Source organism: Cellulomonas flavigena DSM 20109, assembly GCF_000092865.1.
GTDB lineage: Bacteria > Actinomycetota > Actinomycetes > Actinomycetales > Cellulomonadaceae > Cellulomonas > Cellulomonas flavigena.
On record NC_014151.1, the window covers coordinates 2,939,447 to 2,963,763 of the forward strand.

34 protein-coding genes are annotated in these 24,317 nt (G+C 70.0%); all 34 read right to left on the minus strand.

From position 1 onward, the window contains the following. Window positions 1–4: 4 nt before the first annotated feature. The 34 genes from CFLA_RS13290 to CFLA_RS13455 all read right to left on the minus strand — a co-directional run bounded on the left by CFLA_RS13290 (window position 5) and on the right by CFLA_RS13455 (window position 24,124). Complete coding sequence (locus CFLA_RS13290) at window positions 5–583, minus strand: adenylate kinase (RefSeq protein ID WP_013117851.1); 579 nt, start codon at window positions 581–583, stop codon at window positions 5–7. Then, a complete protein-coding gene (gene secY, locus CFLA_RS13295; RefSeq protein WP_013117852.1) occupies window positions 580–1,875 on the minus strand; it encodes a preprotein translocase subunit SecY in 1,296 nt (431 codons plus the stop codon). The genes CFLA_RS13290 and secY overlap by 4 nt, the downstream gene beginning before the upstream one ends. Window positions 1,876–1,950: 75 nt before the next feature. Then, window positions 1,951–2,790, minus strand: coding sequence for a hypothetical protein (locus CFLA_RS13300; protein WP_013117853.1), 840 nt, complete (start codon window positions 2,788–2,790; stop codon window positions 1,951–1,953). Continuing rightward, the gene (locus CFLA_RS13305; RefSeq protein WP_013117854.1) at window positions 2,787–3,524 is read right to left on the minus strand and encodes a hypothetical protein; all 738 of its coding nucleotides are present in this window, start codon (window positions 3,522–3,524) and stop codon (window positions 2,787–2,789) included. Before CFLA_RS13305 ends, CFLA_RS13300 begins: the two co-directional genes overlap by 4 nt. Next, window positions 3,521–4,153 carry a hypothetical protein gene (locus tag CFLA_RS13310; RefSeq protein ID WP_013117855.1) on the minus strand — a complete coding sequence of 211 codons (633 nt, stop codon included), beginning with the start codon at window positions 4,151–4,153 and terminating at the stop codon, window positions 3,521–3,523. The genes CFLA_RS13305 and CFLA_RS13310 overlap by 4 nt, the downstream gene beginning before the upstream one ends. After that, entirely contained in the window at window positions 4,150–4,773 is a 624-nt protein-coding gene (locus tag CFLA_RS13315; RefSeq protein ID WP_013117856.1) for a signal peptidase I, read from the minus strand. The genes CFLA_RS13310 and CFLA_RS13315 overlap by 4 nt, the downstream gene beginning before the upstream one ends. A gap of 73 nt (window positions 4,774–4,846) precedes the next feature. Beyond that, window positions 4,847–5,482 (minus strand): alternate-type signal peptide domain-containing protein, encoded by a 636-nt coding sequence (locus CFLA_RS19115; RefSeq protein ID WP_013117857.1) that lies wholly within the window; start codon window positions 5,480–5,482, stop codon window positions 4,847–4,849. A 108-nt stretch (window positions 5,483–5,590) separates the two neighbouring features. Continuing rightward, on the minus strand, window positions 5,591–7,822 hold the full coding sequence (locus CFLA_RS13325) for a CshA/CshB family fibrillar adhesin-related protein (RefSeq protein ID WP_013117858.1): 2,232 nt from the start codon (window positions 7,820–7,822) through the stop codon (window positions 5,591–5,593). Between the two features lie 687 nt (window positions 7,823–8,509). Continuing rightward, window positions 8,510–9,241, minus strand: coding sequence for a 50S ribosomal protein L15 (gene rplO, locus CFLA_RS20685; RefSeq protein ID WP_013117859.1), 732 nt, complete (start codon window positions 9,239–9,241; stop codon window positions 8,510–8,512). 2 nt (window positions 9,242–9,243) lie between these two features. Continuing rightward, entirely contained in the window at window positions 9,244–9,426 is a 183-nt protein-coding gene (gene rpmD, locus CFLA_RS13335; RefSeq protein WP_013117860.1) for a 50S ribosomal protein L30, read from the minus strand. Continuing rightward, entirely contained in the window at window positions 9,426–10,070 is a 645-nt protein-coding gene (gene rpsE / locus CFLA_RS13340) for a 30S ribosomal protein S5 (protein WP_013117861.1), read from the minus strand. The genes rpmD and rpsE overlap by 1 nt, the downstream gene beginning before the upstream one ends. 34 nt (window positions 10,071–10,104) lie before the next feature. After that, window positions 10,105–10,476 carry a 50S ribosomal protein L18 gene (rplR, locus tag CFLA_RS13345; RefSeq protein ID WP_013117862.1) on the minus strand — a complete coding sequence of 124 codons (372 nt, stop codon included), beginning with the start codon at window positions 10,474–10,476 and terminating at the stop codon, window positions 10,105–10,107. A 2-nt stretch (window positions 10,477–10,478) separates the two neighbouring features. Further along, window positions 10,479–11,018, minus strand: a complete 540-nt coding sequence (gene rplF, locus CFLA_RS13350; protein ID WP_013117863.1) for a 50S ribosomal protein L6 — start codon at window positions 11,016–11,018, stop codon at window positions 10,479–10,481. Between the two features lie 25 nt (window positions 11,019–11,043). Next, the gene (rpsH, locus tag CFLA_RS13355; protein ID WP_013117864.1) at window positions 11,044–11,442 is read right to left on the minus strand and encodes a 30S ribosomal protein S8; all 399 of its coding nucleotides are present in this window, start codon (window positions 11,440–11,442) and stop codon (window positions 11,044–11,046) included. 112 nt (window positions 11,443–11,554) lie between these two features. Then, window positions 11,555–11,740: a type Z 30S ribosomal protein S14 gene (locus tag CFLA_RS13360; RefSeq protein ID WP_013117865.1), complete on the minus strand. Its 186-nt coding sequence runs from the start codon at window positions 11,738–11,740 to the stop codon at window positions 11,555–11,557. Between the two features lies 1 nt (window position 11,741). After that, window positions 11,742–12,314 (minus strand): 50S ribosomal protein L5, encoded by a 573-nt coding sequence (gene rplE, locus CFLA_RS13365; protein WP_013117866.1) that lies wholly within the window; start codon window positions 12,312–12,314, stop codon window positions 11,742–11,744. Next, on the minus strand, window positions 12,314–12,655 hold the full coding sequence (rplX, locus tag CFLA_RS13370; RefSeq protein WP_013117867.1) for a 50S ribosomal protein L24: 342 nt from the start codon (window positions 12,653–12,655) through the stop codon (window positions 12,314–12,316). The genes rplE and rplX overlap by 1 nt, the downstream gene beginning before the upstream one ends. Window positions 12,656–12,658: 3 nt before the next feature. After that, a complete protein-coding gene (gene rplN / locus CFLA_RS13375) occupies window positions 12,659–13,027 on the minus strand; it encodes a 50S ribosomal protein L14 (RefSeq protein WP_013117868.1) in 369 nt (122 codons plus the stop codon). Between the two features lie 164 nt (window positions 13,028–13,191). Further along, window positions 13,192–13,482 carry a 30S ribosomal protein S17 gene (rpsQ, locus tag CFLA_RS13380; RefSeq protein WP_013117869.1) on the minus strand — a complete coding sequence of 97 codons (291 nt, stop codon included), beginning with the start codon at window positions 13,480–13,482 and terminating at the stop codon, window positions 13,192–13,194. Between the two features lie 7 nt (window positions 13,483–13,489). After that, window positions 13,490–13,726, minus strand: coding sequence for a 50S ribosomal protein L29 (gene rpmC / locus CFLA_RS13385; protein WP_013117870.1), 237 nt, complete (start codon window positions 13,724–13,726; stop codon window positions 13,490–13,492). Next, a complete protein-coding gene (gene rplP, locus CFLA_RS13390; protein WP_013117871.1) occupies window positions 13,726–14,142 on the minus strand; it encodes a 50S ribosomal protein L16 in 417 nt (138 codons plus the stop codon). The genes rpmC and rplP overlap by 1 nt, the downstream gene beginning before the upstream one ends. Before the next feature lie 3 nt (window positions 14,143–14,145). Next, window positions 14,146–14,976 (minus strand): 30S ribosomal protein S3, encoded by an 831-nt coding sequence (rpsC, locus tag CFLA_RS13395; protein WP_013117872.1) that lies wholly within the window; start codon window positions 14,974–14,976, stop codon window positions 14,146–14,148. Continuing rightward, entirely contained in the window at window positions 14,976–15,344 is a 369-nt protein-coding gene (gene rplV / locus CFLA_RS13400; protein ID WP_013117873.1) for a 50S ribosomal protein L22, read from the minus strand. The genes rpsC and rplV overlap by 1 nt, the downstream gene beginning before the upstream one ends. Before the next feature lie 56 nt (window positions 15,345–15,400). Beyond that, complete coding sequence (gene rpsS / locus CFLA_RS13405) at window positions 15,401–15,682, minus strand: 30S ribosomal protein S19 (protein ID WP_013117874.1); 282 nt, start codon at window positions 15,680–15,682, stop codon at window positions 15,401–15,403. A 15-nt stretch (window positions 15,683–15,697) separates the two neighbouring features. Then, a complete protein-coding gene (gene rplB, locus CFLA_RS13410) occupies window positions 15,698–16,534 on the minus strand; it encodes a 50S ribosomal protein L2 (RefSeq protein WP_013117875.1) in 837 nt (278 codons plus the stop codon). Window positions 16,535–16,559: 25 nt separating this feature from the next. Next, window positions 16,560–16,862 carry a 50S ribosomal protein L23 gene (gene rplW / locus CFLA_RS13415; RefSeq protein ID WP_013117876.1) on the minus strand — a complete coding sequence of 101 codons (303 nt, stop codon included), beginning with the start codon at window positions 16,860–16,862 and terminating at the stop codon, window positions 16,560–16,562. Continuing rightward, window positions 16,859–17,545, minus strand: coding sequence for a 50S ribosomal protein L4 (gene rplD / locus CFLA_RS13420; RefSeq protein WP_013117877.1), 687 nt, complete (start codon window positions 17,543–17,545; stop codon window positions 16,859–16,861). The genes rplW and rplD overlap by 4 nt, the downstream gene beginning before the upstream one ends. 5 nt (window positions 17,546–17,550) lie before the next feature. Next, on the minus strand, window positions 17,551–18,210 hold the full coding sequence (rplC, locus tag CFLA_RS13425) for a 50S ribosomal protein L3 (RefSeq protein WP_013117878.1): 660 nt from the start codon (window positions 18,208–18,210) through the stop codon (window positions 17,551–17,553). Window positions 18,211–18,233: 23 nt separating this feature from the next. Then, window positions 18,234–18,542, minus strand: a complete 309-nt coding sequence (rpsJ, locus tag CFLA_RS13430; RefSeq protein ID WP_013117879.1) for a 30S ribosomal protein S10 — start codon at window positions 18,540–18,542, stop codon at window positions 18,234–18,236. Between the two features lie 450 nt (window positions 18,543–18,992). Further along, entirely contained in the window at window positions 18,993–20,186 is a 1,194-nt protein-coding gene (gene tuf / locus CFLA_RS13435) for an elongation factor Tu (protein ID WP_013117880.1), read from the minus strand. A gap of 121 nt (window positions 20,187–20,307) precedes the next feature. After that, window positions 20,308–22,410: an elongation factor G gene (gene fusA, locus CFLA_RS13440; protein WP_013117881.1), complete on the minus strand. Its 2,103-nt coding sequence runs from the start codon at window positions 22,408–22,410 to the stop codon at window positions 20,308–20,310. 93 nt (window positions 22,411–22,503) lie between these two features. After that, complete coding sequence (rpsG, locus tag CFLA_RS13445; protein WP_013117882.1) at window positions 22,504–22,974, minus strand: 30S ribosomal protein S7; 471 nt, start codon at window positions 22,972–22,974, stop codon at window positions 22,504–22,506. Window positions 22,975–22,979: 5 nt separating this feature from the next. Further along, a complete protein-coding gene (gene rpsL, locus CFLA_RS13450) occupies window positions 22,980–23,348 on the minus strand; it encodes a 30S ribosomal protein S12 (protein WP_013117883.1) in 369 nt (122 codons plus the stop codon). Between the two features lie 419 nt (window positions 23,349–23,767). After that, window positions 23,768–24,124, minus strand: a complete 357-nt coding sequence (locus CFLA_RS13455; protein ID WP_013117884.1) for a hypothetical protein — start codon at window positions 24,122–24,124, stop codon at window positions 23,768–23,770. Window positions 24,125–24,317 lie beyond the last annotated feature (193 nt).

Here is a 24,317-nt window from a genome sequence, read left to right on the forward strand (position 1 = left end):
ACCCTCAGGAACGCGCGCCGCTCAGCGCGGCCAGCAGGCGTGCGGTCACGTCGTCGACGTCACCCAGCCCGTCGACCTGCGCGAGCAGACCCCGGGCGGCGTACACCTGCGAGATGGGCGCCGTCTGCTCCGCATAGACGTCCAGGCGGTGGCGGATGACGTCCTCGGTGTCGTCCGCCCGGCCCTCGATCTCCGCGCGCCGGGTGAGACGGTCCACGACGACCTGCGGGTCGACGGTCAGCTCGATCGCGAGGTCGAGCTCGCGCCCGGCGACCGCGAGCATCTCGTCGAGCGCCGCCACCTGGGCGACGTTGCGCGGGTAGCCGTCGAGCAGGAAGCCCTCGACCGCGTCTGCCTGCGCGAGGCGGTCGCGCACGAGCTCGTTGGTGAGCTCGTCCGGCACCAGCGCACCGGACGCCGTGATGTCCTGCACCCGCTTGCCCAGCTCGGTCCCGTTCTTGATGTTGGACCGGAAGATGTCGCCCGTCGAGACGGCCGGGACGCCGAGGCGCTCGGCCAGGCGCGCGGCCTGCGTTCCCTTGCCCGCACCGGGCGGGCCGAGCAGGACCAGACGTGAACTCAACGCAAGAACCCTTCGTAGTGCCGCTGCTGGAGCTGCGACTCGATCTGCTTGACGGTCTCGAGCCCGACACCGACCACGATGAGGATCGATGCGCCACCGAAGGGGATGTTCGCGCCCACGCCGAGGACGATGAACGCGATCATCGGGATCAGCGCGACGAGGGCCAGGTAGATGGAGCCCGGCGTCGTGATGCGCGTGATGACGTAGTCGAGGTACTCGGCCGTCGGCCGGCCCGCGCGGATGCCCGGGATGAAGCCGCCGTACTTCTTCATGTTGTCCGCGACCTCGTCCGGGTTGAACGTGATCGCCGTGTAGAAGAAGCAGAAGAAGATGATGAGGACGACGTAGATCGACATGTGCAGCGGCGCGGCCGGGTCGGCCACGTTGACGCTGATCCACTGCACCCAGCCGGCCGTCGCGTCACCGAACTGCGCGATGAGCGTGGGCACCGCGAGCAGCGAGGACGCGAAGATCACGGGGATGACGCCGGCCATGTTGATCTTGATCGGGATGTAGGTGCTCGACCCGCCGTACATGCGCCGACCCACCATGCGCTTGGCGTACTGCACCGGGACGCGGCGCTGCGACTGCTCGACGAACACCACGAGCCCGATGACGATGACGACGATCGCCAGCACCGCGATGAACTTGGCGACGCCGTCGTTGCCACCGGCGATCGACCACAGCGCGCCGGGGAACGACGCGGCGATCGACGTGAAGATCAGCAGCGACATGCCGTTGCCGACGCCGCGCTCGGTGATGAGCTCGCCGAACCACATGATGAGGCCGGTGCCCGCCGTCATGACGATGACCATGATGAGGAGCGTCAGCGGGGAGTCGTCCGGGATCACCTCGAGCGTGCAGCCCTGGAACAGGTTGCCGCTGCGCGCGAACGTGATGATCGTCGTCGACTGCAGCACCGCGAGGCCGATGGTCAGGTACCGCGTGTACTGCGTGAGCTTCGCGGTGCCCGACTGCCCCTCCTTGTGCAGCTCCTCGAACTTGGGGATGACCACGCGCAGGAGCTGGATGATGATGCTCGCCGTGATGTAGGGCATGATCCCGAGCGAGAACACCGACAGCTGCAGCAGCGCACCGCCGCTGAACAGGTTGACGAGGCCGAGCAGGTCGCTCTCCGCCGTCTGCTCGATGCACGCCTGGACGTTCGGATAGCTCACCCCGGGGGTCGGCAGGAACGAGCCGATCCGGAAGAGCACCATCATCCCGATGGTGAAGAGCAGCTTGCGCCGCAGGTCGGGCGTCCTGAAAGCCCGAGCGAATGCACTGAGCACCTGTCGTCCTCCTGCTGTGTGGGCCGTCCTCCGACCCCGTCGCCGTCGATGAGCGGGACGGACCGCCGGTAGAGACTACCCCGCTGACGGGGTGAAGCTGTCCCCGCCCGGGTGCTGGACCTCACGACGACGTCGCGCCGCCCCCAGGAGGAGCGACCCGAGACCGATTCCGACGACGGCGAGCAGGGCGCCACGCAGCAGGTCGATGCCCGTGATCGCGAGGGCGGCGGCTCCGCTCCTCGGGGCTGCGGCGATGCCGCCCCCGGTACCTGCGCCGGAGTCACCTGGCACTCCGGCACCTGCGCCGGAGTCACCAGGCACTCCGGGACCGTCGGGAGCGCCCGGCGTCGGGCTCGCGGTCGCCGTGGGCTCGGGCGACGTGGTGTCGCCCTGGATCTGCACCCGTACGACGAACGACGCCTGGCGCGCGCCGACCTCGGAGCGGTTGCCGCTCGTCGCGGCCGCGGGCAGCTCGTACGCCACCTGGAGCTGCGTCGACGCGCCCTGCGCGAGGTGGGTCTGCGCGATGAGGGTGCGACCCGCGTCCGCGAGCGCGGCGAACGACGCACCGCCGGACTGCGTGACGGTGTGCCAGTCGAGGCGCAGGTCGTCGTAGAACGAGTCGTCGAGGCCGCTCGGCGCGTCGAGCAGGTCGACCTGCTCGACCCAGGCGCGCAGCGTGCCGCCGGTCGGGCCGTCGTTGCGCACGGTGACCCCGCGCACCGCACGGTCCCCCGGTACGGTCACGGGCACGCCCACGAACGAGCTCTCGGCGCTCGCGCGCGTCGAGCCGTCCCAGGCGAGCGCCAGCGTCGGGCCGGTCCACGCCACGTCGACGGACGCCGACGCGGCTGCCGCAGGCGCGACGGTCAGGAGCAGACCGAGGCCCGCCGCGGCGAGCCGCGCGGGCCTCATCCGGCACCCCCCGGGCGCGTCGTGCTGAACGTGAAGGTGAGCCGGTGGGTGGGCTCGGCCGCAGGGTCCAAGGTCTGTCGCGCGGTCGACGTCCAGGTGTCCGTCGCTGTCAGCGACGGCTGCGCCGGCAGACCGGGGATGACGGGCGTGCCCGTGACGGTCGCGGTGTTGGTGTGGGTGCCGGTGACGGGCACGAACCGCGCGACCAGGCACCAGTACTCGGACATGAGCGTGGTGGTGTCGGTGTACGCGGTGGTCCAGGGTGTCGACGTGGTCGTCGCCGTCGCCGTCGTCGACGTCGTGCACGCCTGGGGCGAGCCGACCTTGTACAGCGTGCTGCGCGAGGCGCCGAAGACGCCGCCGGAGATGCTCGTCGAGACCGTGTAGGACAGACCGCGGTGGCCCTGGGCGAGCGAGTCGACCTGGACCGGGACGGCCACGGCGCCGCCGGCGGCCGTGGTGCCGTACAGCGCGGCGGCCTGCGCAGGCCCGAACTCGAAGGTCAGGGACTGGCCGTCGGCGGTCGCGTACTTCGCGAGCGAGCCGGCCGCGGCCGGGGCGCCGACACCGAACACCGTGACCCCCACGGGCATCGCGAGCGTGCCGGTCTCGCGGTCGCGCCACAGCGCGAGCGTCGTGCCCGCCTGGGCGCCCGCGAGCACGGCGACCAGCACCACGGCGGCAGTGAGCAGCCAGCCGGTGGTGCGGTGCCACGAGGGTCGCGTGGTCGTCACCGGAACCCGTCCCCCGTCCGCACCTGCTCGAGCTCCAGCACGACAGCGCCGAGCGACGTCGGCGGCTGGGAGGTGATCGCGGTGGGCGCGACGACGTTCGACGCCGTGCCGGTGTAGGAGAGGGCGATCGTGACCGACCATGGAGTGCTGCCCCATGCCGCCACCTGGGCGGGCGTGAGGTTGGCGGTGCCCTCCGGCACCGTCACGGCCTCGCCGACCGGCCGCGGCGCGGACGACACCCCGTCGGGCCGGGTCACGACGTAGGTGGCCGTGACTCCGCCGGCGGGGGTGAGCGTCACCGGCTGGTCCCAGCGCACCTTGACCCGCGCGGCCATGTTGTCGCCGCTCAGGACCGTGCGGAACTGCTGCCGCACGGTGAACGTGTCGCCGGGCGTCGCGAGGTGGTTCGCGGTCGTGTAGTCGCTCTTCACCGGGACGGCGTGCGTGATGCCCGGGCTCGTCTCGGTCCACTGCGGGGTGCCGACGAGCTGCAGGTCGAGGTTCCCGGCCGTGATGACGGGCATCGCGACCGAGACACCCCTCCCCCACAGCGCGTACGTGATGCCGGCCGTCGCAGCCGCGACGACGAGCGCCGTCACGACGAGCGACACCGCACGGCGGGCCGTCACGATCTCTCCTCCTGGGTGACGGCGGCAGCTGCGGCCTCGGGGGCGGCCGCGGCGGGTGTCTCGGCCCCGTCGGCGCCGTCGGCTGCGTCGGCGCGACGGCGCTCGGGACGCAGGACCTGGACGGCCCCGTAGACGAGCAGCGCGACGGCGACGCCCACGACGAGCGTGCCGCGCTTCTGGCCGAGGTAGAGCGAGGCGTACCCCACGTACGGGACGTGGTACATCGCCTTCGCCTTGATCTGGGCGGGCACCAGCGGCTCGTCGTCGGTGTTGTTGGCGTCGCCGCGCGTGATGAACTGCGTGCCGTCGGCGGAGAAGACCTTCCCGATGACGCGGTGCGTGATGAGCGTCGGGTCGTCCGACACGGGCTGGAACGTGACGACGTCGCCGACCTGGACCTCGGCCGCGGCGTCCGTGACACCGCGGACGACGACCACGTCGCCGGGATCGTACGTGGGGACCATCGAGCCGGTGAGCACCGTGAGCGCGGCACCGTCGACGGCCTTGGGGACCACCGCGAGCGCCACGGCCGCGGCGAGCAGCACGAGGAGCGCGAAGGTCGTGAGCGCGGAGAGGACGCCGGAGAACCAGCTGTCGCGCTGGGCGGGCGTGGTGCTCATGGGTCCTCCTCGGGTGGTCGGTGGTACGGCTGAGCGGGTGGGGCGGGCCGTGCGGCCCGCCCCACCCGGGGAATCACGGCGTGGGCGTCGGCGTCTGGCCGGCGTCGCGCACCTGGTCGATCGTCACCGACAGGCCCGGCAGGGTCGTCGTGAGGTTCTGACCACCCTGGTTCGCGACGTCCGCGTACGTGACCGTCGCGACAACCTGCAGGTCCTTGGTGGCCGTGCTGTTGTCGATCACGACAGCACCCGAGGGCTTGTTCGTGTGGTCGGCCGAGAAGAGACGCACGCCCACCGGGGTGTCCAGGGTCGCCGCGTCGAGGTCGACCCACTGGGTCCCGTTCCAGTACTGGACCTTGTAGGCCACCGAGACGTTGGAGGGGGTGGTCGGGACAGCGCCACTCGACTTCAGCGTGACGGTCGCCGCGAGGTTGTCACCGACGAGCGTGACGTCGAACGGCTGCGTGTACGTGACCGTGTCGCCCGGGACCATCTTGAAGGTGGCGGGGGTGATGGTGTGCGGCTTGTCGTTGCGGTCGGCCGACACGTCCTGCCACACGCCGGGGCCCGCCGTCACGGCGAGGTCACCGTTGAGGATGGAGTCGCCGGACATGGTGGCGCTCGAGCTCCACAGCGCGAACGTCGAGCCACCGGTGAGCAGCGCGATCCCGGCGACGCCGGCGATGAGGCCCTTGGTCTTGTTCTGCATGGTCGTGCCTTTCTGATGGTTGTCGCCCGGAGGGGCGTCGCAGCACGTCCGGGCGGGCGTCTGCGGGTTCTGGGGTCGTGCGGTCAGGTCGTGCGACGAGCCGGGGTGTCACGGATACGGTTCCACCGCCCGCGTCGCCGTGCAGGTGACCGTGGCTCCGGCAGCGAGGGTGCCGAGCGTCACGGAGGTCCCCGGCGGGAGGCCGGGACAGGTGAGAGTGGTCGCGCCGGACGTCGGGGTGGTGCCGTCGGCCGTCGTGCGGCTCTCCGACCAGGCGTCGCTGACGACCACGCCGCTGAGCGGGACGGACCCGGTGTTGCGCACCACGTACCGCCACACCACGGCCGTGCCCGGCTGCAGCTGCCCGCCGGAGCCGAGCTCGGAGGTGAACCCGGTGTCGCTCGCGAGGAAGGCCTGCTTGTCGATGGTGAGCCCGGCGCGGTACAGGTCGACGCGGGCGCACTGCTGCGCGGCCTGGTCCCCGTTGTCGCAGGTGATGGCACCGTTGATCACGGCGGTCGAGACCCGCACGACGTTGCTGAGGACCTGGTTGCCGGGGCCGCCCGCGCTCGAGCGCATCGTCATCCGGTAGGTCATCGTCACCGCGCCGGCGGCCGGGACGTCGACCCGCCAGGTGAACCGGCCGGTGCCGTCGTCCGCGAACGTGCCGGACGGCGACGACACGTCGTGGAGCGTCGCGTCGTCGAACGCACCGCTGTAGTCGTCGACGAGGTAGGCGGTGACCTGCGACGAACCGGGGTTCGACACCGTCACCGTGTAGGTGACCGTGCCGCCGTTGGGCATCGTCGTGGCGTTGACCGTCTTGGTCACGCGTACCGCGGGACGCACGGTGACCTGCCAGTCCTCGACCTCACCGGCTCGGATCGACATCGTGGGGCCGTCGAGGTCCTCCGTGACCGACGAGATGGCGACGCGCAGCGTCCGAGTACCGAGCTGCGCGGACGCCACCGACGCGTTCGACCAGGTCAGGTTCGCCGTGCCGTTGGCAGCGCACTGGACCTTCGCGGAGGGGTCGCGCGTCTCGATGAACCTGCTGTCGCCGTCCCAGTCGAGCCAACCGCGGACCCACGCGCCCGCGGGGGCGCACCGCGCCTGCAGCGTGTACGTGGTCGAGAGGCCCACGGACGCCGTGATCGCGGGGTTCGCGGTGAAGGCGTCCTCGTCGGGCGTGGCGGTCGTCGCGCCGGTGGTCCCGTTCGGCACCGCCCAGCCCGTGTCGCCGCTCGCGTCGGGCGTGACCGGGGCCGTCCGGTTCGGGAACGCCTGCGCCCCGAGCCGCGTGGCCGGCGCCGCCATGGTGGCGAGCGTGAAGCTCGACGCCAGCACGTTGGTGGCCGACGTGCCGACCGTCGTCCCGCTGGTCCACGTCGGCTGCACCAGCGCCGGACCGTGGCCGTAGCCCGCGGCCGCGTCGCCGTAGTCGGCGCCGATGACGTAGCCGACGGCCGCGGCGGTCTGCCCCTGAGCGCCGTCGAGCCTGATGCTGAGGCTGCTGGACCCCTGGGCCAGCGCGACCGCGGTCGCGGAGAACTGCGGCGCGGCGCACTCCCCCGTGGCGGAGAGGGTCAGCTCGCCGCCCGCCACCGCGGCGTAGTACTGGTGAGGGTTGTTGCCGTTGGTGCAGGTGGCCGCGACGCGGTCGATGATGCGCCACGTCGCCGCGGGCGTGCCCGTCACCCTGAGCGCCTCCGTCGCCTTCGTCGACTCGGCGTCGGCGACGACCAACCCGGAGAGGGTGACCGACTTGGCGGTCCGCTGCCCGGTGTAGTTCGCGGCCGCGTACGTGGCGAGCTCCGCGGTGCACCCGACCGTGACGTGGCGGTCCTGGTTGCCCGGGGTGCGGAAGGCGTTGACGAGGCCGGTTCCGGACGCCCGGCCGTAGAGCCGGGGCAGGCCGTCGGCGTCGTAGTCCCCGGGCCGGTAGACGTAGACGTCCTGGCCGTTGCCCCGGTACATCGTGCACGCCACCTCGAGCCGGTCCCGGTCGCTGAGGTCGTGGAGCGTGGTCACCGTCGTCGTCCACAGGCAGCTGCCCTGGTTGGCCGGGGAGCAGTTGGACGCGGGCGCCGTGAGCCGGGCGCCCTCGGCACCCCAGTTGAGCCAGACGATGCGGTCCTTGTACCGACCCGAGCCGGAGTCGGCCATGACCGGGGCGTTCGAGCCGGCCAGCGTCACGTCCCCCACGACCGCCGCAGCGCGCGGCGCGGTGACCACGTCGACCAGCGGGGCGACGGTCAGGCCGAGCGCGAGGGCGAGCAGCCCACCGAGCACGGCACGATATGCGCGCCGCGCTCGCCGGTCGCTCTGCACTGCTCGCATGGCCGCATGCCCCCTACGTCGTCGTCCGGCCGCCGGTTCGGCGGCCCCGATGGGCGGGACCGGAGTCCTCGTCCACCGCTTGCACGCACTAGTAGGTCACTCGTCCCGGACGCTCGTCCATCAGGACACAACGGCCACACCGGGGCACACACGGACCAGCCGCACACAACAGCGGGTGCTTTCCCCTAGGCGAGTGCGTACTTTCACCCGGCCGCCCGAAAGTCGAAGCGCTTGCCATCCAGGATCGTCCCCTCCCATGGGCTCCACCTGCGGCATCGCCAAGGAGACGGGCGTCACACGGCGGCGCGTCCGACCGAGCCGGCCGACCCGGCCGGACGTCGGGACATGGCGGCGACGGTCGGGAGATCGCTCCCATGCACCGAGCAATCGGGAGAAAGACGGCGCCGACCCCGGCGACAGCGGCCATGCGTCGGCGAACTTTCGGGCGCGGCGTCGGCGCCACCCGGACGAGCCCTCCCAGAGCGCGGGTCCCACCGTGCGCTCACCCGTGCAGGTCCTGGTGGAGCGTGACACCCTGCACGCCTCGGTTCACCCAGGTGACGTGGCCGCGGGAGCGCGCCGGGCGGCCGCCGCACCCACCCGAGAACGACGACGCGGGCGGCCCCGGGATCTCTCCCGGGACCGCCCGCGTCGGGTGGTCCGGCCGTGCGGCCGTCGTGCGGGGCGTCAGCCCTGCGCGACGCTCCCGCCGGCGGCCTCGATCTTCTCCTTGGCGGACGCGGACAGCTTGTCCACCGCCACGGACACCTTGACGGTCAGCTCGCCGTCACCCAGCACCTTGACGGGCCGGCCCTTGCGGACCGCACCCTTGGCGACCAGGTCGGCGACCGTCACGTCGCCACCGTCCGGGTACAGCGCCGAGAGCTTGTCCAGGTTGACGACCTGGTACTCGACGCGGAACGGGTTCTTGAAGCCGCGGAGCTTGGGCAGCCGCATGTGCAGCGGCATCTGCCCGCCCTCGAAGCGGTCCGGCACCTGGTACCGGGCCTTGGTGCCCTTGGTACCGCGGCCGGCCGTCTTGCCCTTGGACGCCTCACCACGACCCACACGGGTCTTGGCGGTCTTGGCGCCCGGCGCCGGGCGCAGGTGGTGCACCTTGAGGGTGCCACCGTTGCCGGGCTGGGCAGCGGCCTCGGCGGCAGCCTTCGCGGCGGCCGTCGGAGCCTTCTTCTTCGCGGGGGCCTTCTCGGCCTTCGCGGAGGACTCGGCCTTCGCGTCAGCCTTCTCCGCCTTGGCGGACTCCGTCGTCGAGGAAGCAGCCTTGGCGGAAGCCGCCTTGGTCGTCTTCTTCTCCGCAGCCGGAGCGGCGTCCGCGGCAGCCTTCTTCGCCGGAGCCTTCTTGGCCCTGGGGGCCTCGGTCTCCGTCGCCTTCTCGTCGGCCTTCTTGTCGTCGGCCATGGTCACTCGACCTCCTCGACCGCGACGAGGTGCGTCACCGTCTTGACCATGCCGCGGATCTCAGGACGGTCCTCCTTGACGACGACGTCGCCGATCCGCTTCAGGCCCAGGGTGCGCAGCGTGTCGCGCTGGTTCTGCTTCCCGCCGATGGCGGAACGGGTCTGGGTCACCTTGAGACGAGCCATCACGCACCCGCCTTCGCAGCCGTCGCGGCGGCACGACCCTCGGCCTGCGCGCGCAGCAGCGCGTGCGGGGCGACGTGGTCGAGCGGCAGCCCACGACGGGCGGCCACGGCCTCGGGCTCCTCGAGGGAGCGCAGGGCCTCGACCGTGGCGTGCACGATGTTGATCGCGTTGGACGACCCGAGCGACTTGCTGAGCACGTCGTGGATGCCGGCGCACTCGAGCACCGCACGCACCGGACCGCCGGCGATCACACCGGTACCCGGCGACGCGGGGCGCAGGAACACGACGCCCGCGGCCTTCTCGCCCTGCACGGGGTGCGGGATGGTGCCCTGGATGCGGGGGACGCGGAAGAAGCTCTTCTTCGCCTCCTCGACACCCTTGGCGATCGCCGCGGGCACCTCCTTGGCCTTCCCGTAGCCGACGCCGACCGTGCCGTCACCGTCGCCCACCACGACGAGCGCGGTGAAGCTGAACCGGCGGCCGCCCTTGACGACCTTGGCGACACGGTTGATCGTCACGACGCGCTCGACGAACGCGCTCTTCTCGGCGGCGTCACCGCGCCGCCCGCCGTCACGACGGCCGCCGTCCCGGCGGTCGCCGCCGGTGCCACCGGCACCGGTGTTGCTGCGCTGAGGAGCAGCCATCAGAAAGTCCTCTTCTTCGATGCGGAGTTCGTCGTCACAGGGCCAGACCGCCCTCGCGAGCGCCGTCGGCCACCGCGGCCACGCGGCCGTGGTACTTGTTGCCGCCGCGGTCGAACACGACCGCCTCGACACCGGCGGCCTTGGCACGGGCGGCCACGAGCTCGCCGACCTTGCGGGCCTTGGCGGTCTTGTCGCCGTCGTCGCCGCGCAGGTCGGCCTCGAGGGTCGACGCGGAGGCGATGGTCTTGCCGATCGCGTCGTCGACGACCTGGGCCGTCATGTGCCGCGCGGAGCGCGTCACGACGAGGCGGGGACGCGCAGCCGTGCCGACGACCTTCTTGCGCAGGCGCAGGTGACGCCGCCGACGCGCGACGGACGTGCCCTTGCCTCTGATGCCGATAGCCATGGCTACTTCCCAGCCTTTCCGACCTTGCGGCGCACGTTCTCGCCCGCGTACCGCACGCCCTTGCCCTTGTACGGCTCCGGCTTGCGGATCTTGCGGATGTTCGCGGCGACCTCGCCGACCTGCTGCTTGTCGATGCCCTGGACCGAGAACTTCGTCGCGGACTCCACGGCGAACGTGATGCCGGCCGGGGGCTCGACGACCACGGGGTGGCTGAAGCCGAGCGCGAACTCGAGGTTGTCGCCCTTCGCCAGCACGCGGTAACCGGTGCCGACGATCTCGAGCTTCTTGGTGTAGCCCTCCGTCACGCCGGTGACCAGGTTGGCCAGCAGCGTGCGGGTCAGGCCGTGCAGCGAGCGCGAGAGGCGCTCGTCGTCAGGACGCGACACCACGAGGGCACCCGCGTCGTCGCGCTCCACCGTGAGGGGGGCGGCGATCGTGTGGCTGAGCTCGCCCTTGGGACCCTTGACCGTCACGCGGCGGTCGTCGATGGTCACATCGACACCTGCCGGCACCGGGACGGGGATCCTGCCGATTCGAGACATGGCTGTTCTCCTCTCCGTCTCGGGCTTACCAGACGTAGGCGAGGACTTCCCCACCCACGCCCTTCTGTGCGGCCTGCTTGTCGGTCAGGAGGCCGGAGGACGTGGACAGGATCGCCACACCCAGGCCGCCGAGCACCTTCGGCAGGTTGGTCGACTTGGCGTACACGCGCAGGCCCGGCTTGGACACGCGCTTGACACCGGCGAGCGCGCGCTCGCGGTTCGGGCCGTACTTCAGCGTGATCGTGAGGTTCTTGCCCACGGGGGCGTCCTCGACGGTCCAGCCGGAGATGTAGCCCTCGGCCTGCAGGATCTCGGCCACGTGGCTCTTGAGCTTCGAGAACGGGATCGTCACCGTGTCGTGGTGCGCCGAGTTCGCGTTGCGCAGACGCGTGAGGAAGTCTGCGATCGGGTCGGTCATGGTCATCGGGCGTCAGCCCTTTCTCGCCGGGGTATCCGCGGCCCCGAGGAGGGGCCGCGGACCTACCGACGTCAGGAGGTGGTGCTGCTGCGGCTCGGGAGACCGAGCCACGGTGGTCTTACCAGCTGCTCTTGGTGACGCCGGGGAGCTCGCCGCGGTGGGCCATCTCCCGCACGCAGATCCGGCACAGGCCGAACTTGCGGTACACCGAGTGCGGACGACCGCACTTCTGGCAGCGCGTGTAGGCGCGGACCGCGAACTTGGGCTTCGCGGCCGCCTTGTTGATGAGGGCGGTCTTCGCCATGTCAGTTCTCCTTGAACGGGAAGCCGAGGAGCTTGAGGAGCGCGCGGCCCTCGTCGTCCGTCGTCGCGGTGGTCACGATCGTGATGTCCATACCGCGGACACGGTCGATCTTGTCCTGGTCGATCTCGTGGAACACGGACTGCTCCACGAGGCCGAACGTGTAGTTCCCGTGGCCGTCGAACTGCTGGGGCGACAGGCCGCGGAAGTCGCGGATGCGCGGCAGAGCGACGGACAGCAGGCGGTCGAGGAACTCCCAGGCACGGTCGCCGCGCAGCGTCACGTGCGCACCGATCGGCATGCCCTCGCGCAGCTTGAACTGCGCGATGGACTTGCGGGCCTTGGTGACCTGCGGCTTCTGGCCCGTGATCTGGGTCAGGTCGCGGATCGCGCCCTCGATGAGCTTGGAGTCCTTCGCGGCCTCGCCGACGCCCATGTTGACGACGACCTTGACCAGCCGCGCGACCTGGTTGATGTTCTCGTGCGAGAACTGCTCGAACAGCGCGGAGCGGATCTCGTCGTTGTAGCGCGCCTTGAGGCGCGGCTGGGCCGGGGCCTCGATGGTGGTCTCGGTCATCAGATGTCCTTACCGGAGCGCTTGGCGACGCGGACGCGCACGGTGCGCGTGCGCCCGTCGCGCTCGACCTGCTCGGTGCGGTAGCCGACCCGGGTGCCCTTCTTGGTCTCCGGGTCCACGAGCATCACGTTGCTGATGTGGATGGGGGCCTCGATCGTCTCGATGCCACCGGTGCGGGTGCCGCGCGAGGTCTGGCCGGCCTTCGTGTGCTTCTGCACACGCTGGACGCCCTCGACCACGACGCGCTGCGTCTCGGGGAGGACCTCGAGCACGCGGCCCTGCTGGCCCTTGTCACGGCCTGAGATGACGACGACGAGGTCGCCCTTCTTGATCTTGGCCATGGGTCAGATCACCTCCGGAGCGAGCGAGATGATCTTCATGAACTTCTTGTCACGCAGCTCCCGGCCCACGGGGCCGAAGATGCGCGTGCCACGAGGCTCACCGTCGTTCTTGAGGATCACGGCCGCGTTCTCGTCGAACTTGATGTACGAGCCGTCGGGACGCCGACGCTCCTTGCGGGTACGGACGATGACCGCCTTGACGACGTCGCCCTTCTTGACGTTGCCGCCGGGGATGGCGTCCTTCACGGTGGCGACGATGACGTCGCCGATGCCCGCGTACCGGCGGCCGGAGCCACCGAGGACACGGATGCAGAGGATCTCCTTGGCACCCGTGTTGTCGGCGACACGCAGTCGCGACTCCTGCTGGATCATCTACCTACTCCTGTCGTCTGGCGGGTTCTCGCTCGCTCGATGGCGGCGAGCCTGGCCATCCGGATGGTTGCCGTGGTGCACACGCCGCGGGCGGGCGGGCCCGCCCGCGTCGTGGGCAACTGTCGTGGTGCTTGCTGCTGCGGCCTCGCGGCCGGCGGCAGGACTTACTTGGCCTTCTCGAGGATCTCGACGAGCCGCCAGCGCTTGTTGGCCGACAGCGGTCGCGTCTCCATGATCTCGACGAGGTCGCCGATGCCGGCGGAGTTCTGCTCGTCGTGGACCTTGACCTTGCTGGTGCGGCGGATGACCTTGCCGTACAGCGGGTGCTTGACGCGGTCCTCGACCTCGACGACGACGGTCTTGTCCATCTTGTCGGACACGACGTAGCCGCGACGCGTCTTGCGGTACGCGCGGTGGTCCGCCGTGGCCGTCGTGTGCTCGTGCTTCGTGGTCATTGCTGCCTCACTCCGCGCTCGGGGCGGTACGGATGCCGAGCTCGCGCTCGCGCAGGATCGTGTAGATGCGCGCGATGTCACGGCGGACCGCCTTGAGGCGCCCGTGGCTCTCGAGCTGACCCGTCGCGGACTGGAAGCGGAGGTTGAACAGCTCCTCCTTGGCCTTCTTCAGCTCGGCGACCAGCTTCTCGTCGTCGAAGGAGTCCAGCTCGCTGGGAGCCAGGTCCTTGGTTCCGATAGCCATCAGTTACCACCCTCGCGCACGATGAAACGTGTCTTCATCGGGAGCTTGTGCTGCGCGCGGCGCATGGCCTCACGCGCGAGCGGCTCCGGGACACCGGCGAGCTCGAACAGAACTCGGCCCGGCTTGACGTTGGCGATCCACCACTCGGGCGAGCCCTTGCCGGAGCCCATGCGGGTCTCGGCGGGCTTCTTCGTGAGGGGACGGTCCGGGTAGATGTTGATCCAGACCTTCCCACCACGCTTGATGTGGCGGGTCATGGCGATACGAGCAGCCTCGATCTGCCGGTTGGTGACGTAGGCCGGCTCGAGAGCCTGGATGCCGTACTCACCGAAGGAGATCACGGTGCCACCCGTCGCGGCACCGGAGCGCCCCGGGTGGTGCTGCTTACGGTGCTTCAGCCTGCGCGGGATCAGCACGGCTCAGGCCTCCGTTCCGGACTCGGTGGGCGCGTCCGCCGCGGGAGTCTGCTCGGCAGCCGGGGCAGGAGCGTCCTGACGCTCGGGACGACGACCGCCACCACGAGGACCACGGTCCCCACGGTCGCCGCGGTCGCCACGCGGGCCACGCTGCGGACGAGGAGCCTGCGACGCCTGCTCGCGCGCCCACTCCTTCTCCGTCATGTCGCCCTTGTAGACCCAGACCTTGACGCCGATGCGCCCGAAGGTCGTGCGAGCCTCGAAGAAGCCGTAGTCGATGTTCGCGCGCAGCGTGTGCAGCGGCACACGACCCTCGCGGTAGAACTCCGTGCGGCTCATCTCCGCGCCGCCGAGGCGGCCGGAGACCTGCACCCGGATGCCCTTGGCACCGGCACGCTGGGCCGACTGGATGCCCTTGCGCATGGCGCGGCGGAACGAGACACGGCTCGCCAGCTGCTCGGCGATGCCCTGGGCGACCAGCTGGGCCTCGATCTCGGCGTTCTTGACCTCGAGGATGTTCAGCTGGACCTGCTTGCCCGTGAGCTTCTCGAGCTCGCCACGGATGCGGTCGGCCTCCGCGCCGCGACGCCCGATGACGATGCCCGGGCGGGCGGTGTGGATGTCGACGCGCACGCGGTCACGCGTGCGCTCGATCTCGACCTTGGCGATGCCGGCGCGCTCGAGACCCGTGCTCATGAGCTTGCGGATCTGCACGTCCTCGCGGACGTAGTCGCGGTACCGCTGACCCGGCTTCGTCGAGTCGGCGAACCAGCGCGACCGGTGGTCGGTGGTGATGCCCAGGCGGTACCCGAGCGGGTTGACCTTCTGTCCCACTATCGGGCCCGTCCCTTCGTCTCTCGCTCAGCGACGACCACGGTGATGTGGCTCGTGCGCTTGAGGATCTGGCTCGCGCGACCCTGCGCCCGCGGCCGGAACCGCTTGAGCGTCGGGCCCTCGTCGACGAAGACCTCCGAGATGAAGAGGTCTGCCTCGTCGAGGCGCTCGCTGTTGCGCTTGGCTCCCTCGACCGCGTTCGCGACCGCGGACTGCACCGTCTTGAGGACGGGCTCCGCCGCGGCCTGGGGCGCGAACTTCAGCACCGCCACGGCCTCCGCCGCCTGCTTGCCACGGATGAGGTCCACGACGCGGCGGGCCTTCTGGGGCGTGACGCGGACGAACCGCGCCTTCGCCTTGGCTTCCATCGCTGTCCTGCTCTCTTGTCTCTGCCGGTCAGGGCGTCACCTGGCTGACCCGGGGGTCAGCGGCGACGGCCCTTCCGGTCGTCCTTCTCGTGGCCGCGGAACGTCCGCGTGGGAGCGAACTCGCCGAGCTTGTGCCCGACCATCGACTCCGTCACGAACACCGGGGTGTGCTTGCGGCCGTCGTGCACCGCGAACGTGTGGCCGAGGAAGTCCGGCGTGATCATCGAACGACGCGACCACGTCTTGATGACGTTCTTCGTGCCGGCCTCGTTCTGAGCGTCGACCTTCTTCTGCAGGTGGCCGTCGACGAACGGGCCCTTCTTGAGGCTGCGAGGCATTCTCTCGGGCTCCTATCAGCGCTTCTTGCCGGTGCGCCGACGGCGCACGATGAGCTTGTCGCTCGGCTTGTTCGGACGACGGGTGCGGCCCTCGGGCTGACCCCACGGGCTGACCGGGTGGCGACCACCGGAGGTCTTGCCCTCACCACCACCGTGCGGGTGGTCGATCGGGTTCATCGCGACACCGCGGACGACGGGGCGCTTGCCCTTCCAGCGCATGCGGCCGGCCTTGCCCCAGTTGATGTTCGACTGCTCGGCGTTGCCGACCTCGCCGACCGTCGCGCGGCAGCGCAGGTCGACGTTGCGGATCTCGCCGGACGGCATGCGCAGCTGGGCGTACGGGCCGTCCTTGGCGACGAGCTGCACGGACGCACCGGCCGAACGGGCGATCTTCGCGCCGCCACCGGGCTTGAGCTCGATGGCGTGGATGACCGTACCCGTCGGGATGTTGCGCAGCGGCAGGTTGTTGCCGGGCTTGATGTCGGCCCCGGCACCGGCCTCGAGCACGTCACCCTGCGACACCTTGTTCGGCGCGAGGATGTAGCGCTTCTCACCGTCCGCGTAGTGCAGCAGCGCGATGCGCGCGGTGCGGTTGGGGTCGTACTCGATGTGCGCGACCTTGGCCGGCACGCCGTCCTTGTCGTGACGACGGAAGTCGATCACGCGGTAGGCGCGCTTGTGGCCACCACCCTGGTGCCGCACGGTGACGCGGCCGGTCGAGTTGCGACCACCCGTCTTGTGCAGCGGGCGGACCAGCGACTTCTCGGGCTGCGAGCGCGTGATCTCGACGAAGTCGGCGACGCTCGAGCCGCGGCGGCCGGGCGTCGTCGGCTTGTACTTGCGGATTCCCATGACAGTAAGTCCTCTTCGCTCTCGGTCAGCCGACCGGTCCGCCGAAGATGTCGATCGAGCCCTCGCGGAGGGTGACGATCGCACGCTTCGTGTTCTTGCGGCGGCCGATGCCGAAGCGGGTCCGGCGGGCCTTGCCCTGACGGTTCGCGGTGTTGACCGAGTCGACCTTGACGCCGAAGACCTGCTCGACGGCGATCTTGATCTCGGTCTTGTTGGCGCGCGGGTCGACGAGGAAGGTGTACTTCCCCTCGTCCAGCAGGCCGTAGCTCTTCTCCGAGACGACCGGCGCGATCAGGATGTCGCGCGGGTCCTTACCGGGGGCGGTCACTTCGTCTCCTCGTTGGCCTCGGACTCGGAGGCGACGGCCTTCGCGCCCTTGACAGGGCCGGCGAGGAACGCGTCGAGCGCGCCCTGCGTGAAGACCACGTCGTCCGAGATGAGGACGTCGTAGGTGTTGAGCTGGTCGGCGACGAGCAGGTGGACCCGCTCGACGTTCCGCAGCGACTTCCAGGTGATCTCGTCCTGGCGCTCGACGACCACGAGGACGTTCTTGCGGCCGGAGAGGTTGTCGAGCACCGCGAGAGCGGCCTTGGTCGACGGGACCTCGCCCGGGGCGAAGCCCGTGACGACGTGGACGCGACCGGCGCGGGCACGGTCCGAGAGGGCACCGCGGAGCGCCGCGGCCTTCATCTTCTTCGGGGTGCGCTGCGAGTAGTCACGCGGGGTCGGGCCGTGGACGGTGCCACCGCCGGCGAACTGCGGTGCACGGGTCGACCCCTGGCGGGCGCGGCCGGTGCCCTTCTGCTTGTACGGCTTCTTGCCACCACCGCGGACCTCGCCGCGGGTCTTGGTGTCGTGGGTGCCCTGGCGCACGGCAGCGAGCTGGGCGACGACGACCTGGTGGATCAGCGGGACGTTCGTCGTCACGTCGAAGACGTCACCGGGCAGGTCGGCCGTGCCGGCCTTCTTGCCCTTCTCGTCGAGGACGTCGACGGTCAGCGTGTCGCTCATGGAGGTCACGCACCCTTCACAGCGGAACGCACGACCACGACGCCGCCCTTGGGGCCGGGAACCGCGCCCTTGACGAGCAGCAGACCCTTCTCGGCGTCGACCGCGTGCACGGTCAGGTTCTGGGTGGTCTGACGGGCGACGCCCATCCGACCGGCCATCTTGAGGCCCTTGAAGACGCGCGACGGGGTCGACGCGCCACCGATCGAGCCGGGCTTGCGGTGGTTGCGGTGCGCACCGTGCGAAGCGCCCACGCCGTGGAAGCCGTGGCGCTTCATGACACCGGCGGTGCCCTTGCCCTTGGTGGTGCCCGTCACGTCGACGACCTGGCCGGCCTCGAAGGCCCCGGCCGTGATCTCCTGACCGAGCGTGAACTCGGCGGCGTTCGACGTACGGATCTCGGCCACGTGCCGACGAGGGGTGACCCCCGCCTTCTCGAAGTGGCCCTTGAGCGGCTTGGTGACCTTGCGCGGGTCGATCTGGCCGTAGGCCAGCTGGACCGCCGCGTAGCCGTCGCTCTCAGCGGAGCGCACCTGCGTCACGACGTTCGTGCCCACGGCGAGGACCGTGACGGGCACCAGGCGCCCGGCCTCGTCCCACACCTGGGTCATGCCGAGCTTGGTGCCGAGCAGCGCCGTGACGGGGCGCGCGTTCTGCTGGGTAACCATGAAGATCAGTCCCTTCCCAGCGATCAGAGCTTGATCTCGATGTTCACGTCCGCAGGCAGGTCGAGACGCATGAGCGAGTCGACGGCCTTCGGCGTGGGATCGATGATGTCGATGAGCCGCTTGTGCGTGCGCATCTCGAAGTGCTCGCGGCTGTCCTTGTACTTGTGGGGCGACCGGATGACGCAGAAGACGTTCTTCTCCGTCGGCAGCGGCACCGGACCCACGACCGACGCACCAGCGCGAGTCACCGTGTCGACGATCTTGCGCGCCGAGCTGTCGATGACCTCGTGGTCGTAGGACTTGAGCCGGATGCGGATCTTCTGTCCCGCCATGGCGTCGTCTACTTCTCTCTCTCGAAAAACCGGTCCGTCCGACCCCCGCACTCGGGCGTGTCGCTTCGCGCGACGCACCTCTGTGCTGCGTACCGTTCCCGGAACAGGGGGCCGTGGTTGTCGTCGAACGCCCCCCACCGGGTGACCCCGGGGTCCGAGCGTTCGCCACGTCTGTTCGCCCAGCCGATGGGCGCGCGTGAACGCACACCCCAGCGGGCAACCCCGACAGTCTGCCAGAGATGACCCCCGAAGGCCAACTCCCCCGGACGTGAGGCCCCGCACACCTGTGCGGCCGGGGTCCGGGCCGGTCGACGTGCGTCGCGGGCGCCCGCCCGCGGTGCACCTGGCCGGTCTCGACGAGCGGGGCCTGGCCTGCCCGCAGCACGACGCAGGGCCCGGAAGCCGAAGCTCCCGGGCCCTGCGCGGTGGATCAGCCCCGAGGGGCGGTGATCACTTGATGATCTTGGTGACGCGACCCGAGCCGACGGTGCGGCCACCCTCGCGGATGGCGAAGCCGAGGCCCTCCTCCATCGCGATGGGCTGGATCAGCGTGACGGAGATCTCCGTGTTGTCGCCGGGCATGACCATCTCGGTGCCCTCGGGCAGCGTGATGACGCCGGTGACGTCGGTGGTGCGGAAGTAGAACTGCGGGCGGTAGTTCCCGTAGAACGGGTTGTGACGGCCACCCTCGTCCTTGGACAGGATGTAGACCTGACCCTCGAACTCCGTGTGCGGCGTGATCGAGCCGGGCTTGACGACGACCTGGCCACGCTCGACCTCCTCGCGCTTCGTGCCGCGCAGGAGCAGACCGACGTTCTCGCCGGCCTCGGCGTAGTCGAGCAGCTTGCGGAACATCTCGACGCCGGTGACCGTGGTCTTGATCGCCTTCTCCTTGATGCCGACGATCTCCACCTCCTCGTTCACCTTGAGCGAGCCGCGCTCGACACGACCGGTGACGACCGTGCCACGGCCGGTGATCGTGAAGACGTCCTCGATCGGCATGAGGAACGGCTTGTCGATCTCGCGGACCGGGTCCGGCACGTTCTCGTCGACGGCGTCCAGCAGGTCCTCGACGGACTTGACCCACTGCGGGTCGCCCTCGAGGGCCTTGAGGCCGGAGACGCGGACGACGGGCGCGTTGTCGCCGTCGAAGTCCTGCGACGACAGCAGCTCGCGGACCTCCATCTCGACGAGCTCGAGGATCTCCTCGTCGTCGACCATGTCGGACTTGTTGAGCGCGACGAGCAGGTAGGGCACGCCGACCTGACGGGCGAGCAGCACGTGCTCACGCGTCTGGGCCATCGGGCCGTCGGTGGCCGCGACCACGAGGATGGCGCCGTCCATCTGCGCCGCACCCGTGATCATGTTCTTGATGTAGTCGGCGTGACCGGGGGCGTCGACGTGCGCGTAGTGACGCTTCTCGGTCTGGTACTCGACGTGCGCGATGTTGATGGTGATACCGCGCTGCTTCTCCTCCGGCGCCTTGTCGATCTCGTCGAACGGCGTGAAGGGGTTGAGCTCCGGGTACTTGTCGTGCAGCACCTTCGAGATCGCGGCGGTCAGCGTCGTCTTGCCGTGGTCGACGTGACCGATGGTCCCGATGTTGACGTGCGGCTTCGTCCGCTCGAACTTCGCCTTGCCCACTGGGTGTCCTCCTCAGGACTTGGTAGAGATTGCCCGACGGCAGCCACCTGACGGTACCTGCTCGACGCGCGGTCCTACGGGTCGGATGTGTAGCTGGAACTGCAGGGTTCGACCTGTGGGACTACTCGCCCCGGGTCTTCTTGATGATCTCGTCGGCAACCGCCCGAGGAACCTCGGCGTAGCTGTCGAACTGCATCGAGTACACGGCGCGGCCCTGGGTCTTCGACCGCAGGTCCCCGACGTACCCGAACATCTCCGAGAGAGGCACCTGCGCGCGGACGACCTTGACGCCCGTCGCCTCCTCCATCGACTGGATGATGCCGCGGCGCGAGTTGATGTCGCCGATGACCTCGCCCATGTACTCCTCGGGCGTGCGCACCTCGACGGCCATGATCGGCTCGAGGAGGGCCGGGTCCGCCTTGCGCACCGCCTCCTTGAGGATCATCGAGCCGGCGATCTTGAACGCCATCTCCGAGGAGTCGACGTCGTGCGCGGCACCGTCGAGGAGGATGGCCTTGACGCCCACGAGCGGGTAGCCCGCGAGGACACCGAGCTGCATCGCGCTCTGGATACCGGCGTCCACCGACGGGATGTACTCGCGCGGGACGCGACCACCGGTGACCTTGTTCTCGAACTCGTACAGCTCGCCCTCGGCGGGGTCCAGCGGCTCGAAGGTCATCTGCACCTTGGCGTACTGGCCCGAGCCACCGGTCTGCTTCTTGTGCGTGTAGTCGATCTTCTCGACCGCCCGGCGGATCGTCTCGCGGTACGCGACCTGCGGCTTGCCGACGTTGGCCTCGACCTTGAACTCGCGACGCATGCGGTCGACGAGGATGTCGAGGTGGAGCTCGCCCATGCCGCCGATGACGGTCTGGCCGGTCTCCTCGTCGAGCTTCACGCGGAAGGTCGGGTCCTCCTCGGCGAGCTTCTGGATGGCCGTGGAGAGCTTCTCCTGGTCGGCCTTCGTCTTCGGCTCGATCGCCACGTCGATGACGGGCTCGGGGAACGTCATCGACTCCAGGATCACCGGCGCGCTCGGGTCGCACAGCGTGTCACCGGTGGTGACGTCCTTGAGACCGATGAACGCGTAGATGTGCCCGGCCTGCGCCTCGGGCACGGGGTTCTCCTTGTTGGAGTGCATCTGGAAGAGCTTCCCGATGCGCTCCTTCTTCCCCTTGGTCGAGTTGAGCACCGCGGCGCCCGACTCGACCTTGCCCGAGTACACGCGGACGTACGTCAGCTTGCCGAAGAACGGGTGCGTGGCGACCTTGAACGCGAGGGCCGAGAACGGCTCCGACGCGTCGGGGTGACGCTCCACGACGACGTCCTCGTCCTTGACGTCGTGACCGGCGACGGCCGCGACGTCCAGGGGCGTCGGCAGGTAGTCGATGACGGCGTCGAGCATGGGCTGCACGCCCTTGTTCTTGAACGCCGACCCGCACAGCACGGGGTACGCCTCGGAGGAGACGGTCAGCTGGCGGATGCCGGCCTTGATCTCCGCGACGGTCAGCTCCTCGCCGCCGAGGAACTTCTCGAGCAGCTCGTCGCTGGTCTCGGCGACGGACTCGAGGAGCTCGGCCCGGTACTGCTCGGCCCTCTCCTGCAGGTCGGCGGGGATGTCCTCGACCTCGTACTTCTCACCGAGGGCGGTCTCGCCGCGCCACACCAGCGCGCGCATCTCGACCAGGTCGACGACGCCGACGAAGTCGTTCTCGGCACCGATCGGCAGCTGGATGACCAGCGGCTTGGCCTTGAGGCGGTCGACGATCGTCTTGACCGTGAAGTAGAAGTCCGCGCCGAGCTTGTCCATCTTGTTGACGAAGCAGATGCGCGGGACGTCGTACTTGTCGGCCTGACGCCACACGGTCTCCGACTGGGGCTCCACGCCCTCCTTGCCGTCGAACACCGCGACCGCACCGTCGAGGACGCGCAGCGAGCGCTCGACCTCGACCGTGAAGTCGACGTGGCCGGGCGTGTCGATGATGTTGATCTGGTTGTTCTTCCAGTAGCAGGTCGTCGCGGCGGACGTGATCGTGATGCCGCGCTCCTGCTCCTGCTCCATCCAGTCCATCGTCGACGCACCGTCGTGCGTCTCACCGATCTTGTAGTTGACCCCCGTGTAGAACAGGATCCGCTCGGTGGTCGTCGTCTTGCCGGCATCGATGTGCGCCATGATGCCGATGTTGCGGACCTTCGTGAGGTCCGTCAGCACGTCCAGTGCCACGTGGTAGCCCCTTGTCGGTTGGCTTGCGGTCGGTGCCGTTCGCGTCGCCGCGGGCCTGTCGTCGTGCTCACAGGCCCGCGGCGAGCGCCGGGGTCACCAGCGGTAGTGCGCGAACGCCCGGTTGGACTCGGCCATCTTGTGCATGTCCTCACGACGCTTCACCGCGGCACCCAGGCCGTTGGAGGCGTCGAGGATCTCGTTCATGAGGCGCTCGGTCATGGTCTTCTCGCGACGCGCGCGCGAGTAGTCCGTCAGCCAGCGCAGGGCCAGCGTCGTGGCGCGCACGGGGCGGACCTCGATCGGCACCTGGTAGGTCGCACCACCGACGCGGCGGGACTTGACCTCGATGGCGGGACGCACGTTGTCCAGCGCGCGCTTGAGCACGACGACCGGGTCGGACTGCGTCTTCTCACGGACACCCTCGAGGGCGCCGTAGACGATGGCCTCGGCGACGGTCTTCTTGCCGTCGAGGAGGACCTTGTTGATGAGCTGCGTGACCACCGGCGAGCCGTAGACGGGGTCGACGATCAGCGGCCGCTTCGGAGCGGGACCCTTGCGAGGCATCTGTCTCAGCCCTTCTTCGCGCCGTAGCGGCTGCGCGCCTGCTTGCGGTTCTTGACGCCCTGCGTGTCGAGCGCGCCGCGGACGATCTTGTAGCGGACTCCGGGGAGGTCCTTCACACGGCCGCCGCGCACGAGCACGATCGAGTGCTCCTGCAGGTTGTGACCGACGCCCGGGATGTACGCCGTGACCTCGATGCCCGACGAGAGGCGCACACGCGCGACCTTGCGGAGCGCGGAGTTCGGCTTCTTCGGGGTGGTCGTGTAGACGCGGGTGCACACACCGCGTCGCTGGGGGGAGCCCTTGAGGGCAGGCGTCTTCGACTTGTTCGTCTTCGCCTGCCGGCCCTTGCGGACCAGCTGCTGGATCGTAGGCACTACGTCTCCGTCTGTCGGTGTTCTCTGGTCTGACCGGCACCCGTCACCCAGGACGGCCGGCTCGGCCCGGATCGTCGCCCGTCGCACGACTACCCCGGAGGTCTGGAGTCCCGCACCGACCCCCGCGCCCGGGCGTGTCGCCCCGGTCCTCCGCACGGCGGCAGTCCGCGAGGACCGATCCGAGAGGAGGTGGGGAGCCACCCCGTGCACCCGCACCCACTCCGGCAGGGAGCGGTCGACCGAGTGCACGCGCGAGGGCCCGACGGCGCGGGCACGGTGTCCTACGCTACCCGGCGCGACGGACAGCGTCAAAGGAGCCCGGAGTCGTCGAGTCGTGCCGCTCGTCACGTCCCGCGGGCGTCGTGGTCGCGGCCGCCTCCGGCCCGGGGCCCGCCCGAGCCTCCAGCGCCCGCGGCGGGTCAGTCCTCCGCCGGGACGATCCAGGCCTCGCCGGACTCCTCGACGACCTCCTCGCCCTCGCCGTCCACCTCGACGGCGACGAGCTCGAACGACCGGCCCTTGACGACGCCCGGGCGCCCGATGACCAGGTCGACCGCGTCGTCGAAGTCCTTGCCGTCCGACGCGATGAGCGACACGCTCTCCTCGCCGAAGTTGGCGGCCTCGAGCGTCAGGCCCTCGAACTCGACCTTCTCCCCCGCCTTGAGGTGCACCGCGTCGTCCGGCACGTCGGGGCTCCCGCCACCGCTGCACGCCGCGAGCAACGCCACGAGCCCGACCACCAGTGCGCCCCGGAACCCTCGTCCACCTCGTGCCACCAGAAGACCCTCTTTCCGTCTCGACCCGCCTCGATGCGTGGTGCACGCCCGCGACTGCGCGGACCGCCGCGGTGATGGTAGCGGCTCACGGCGCGCGCGCCCACGGGCGACCACCGGACGGCCGCCGCCCGGTCGCGCGAGCGGCGCGAGGGACGCCCGAGGGGCCCGCCGGCGAACCGACGGGCCCCTCGGG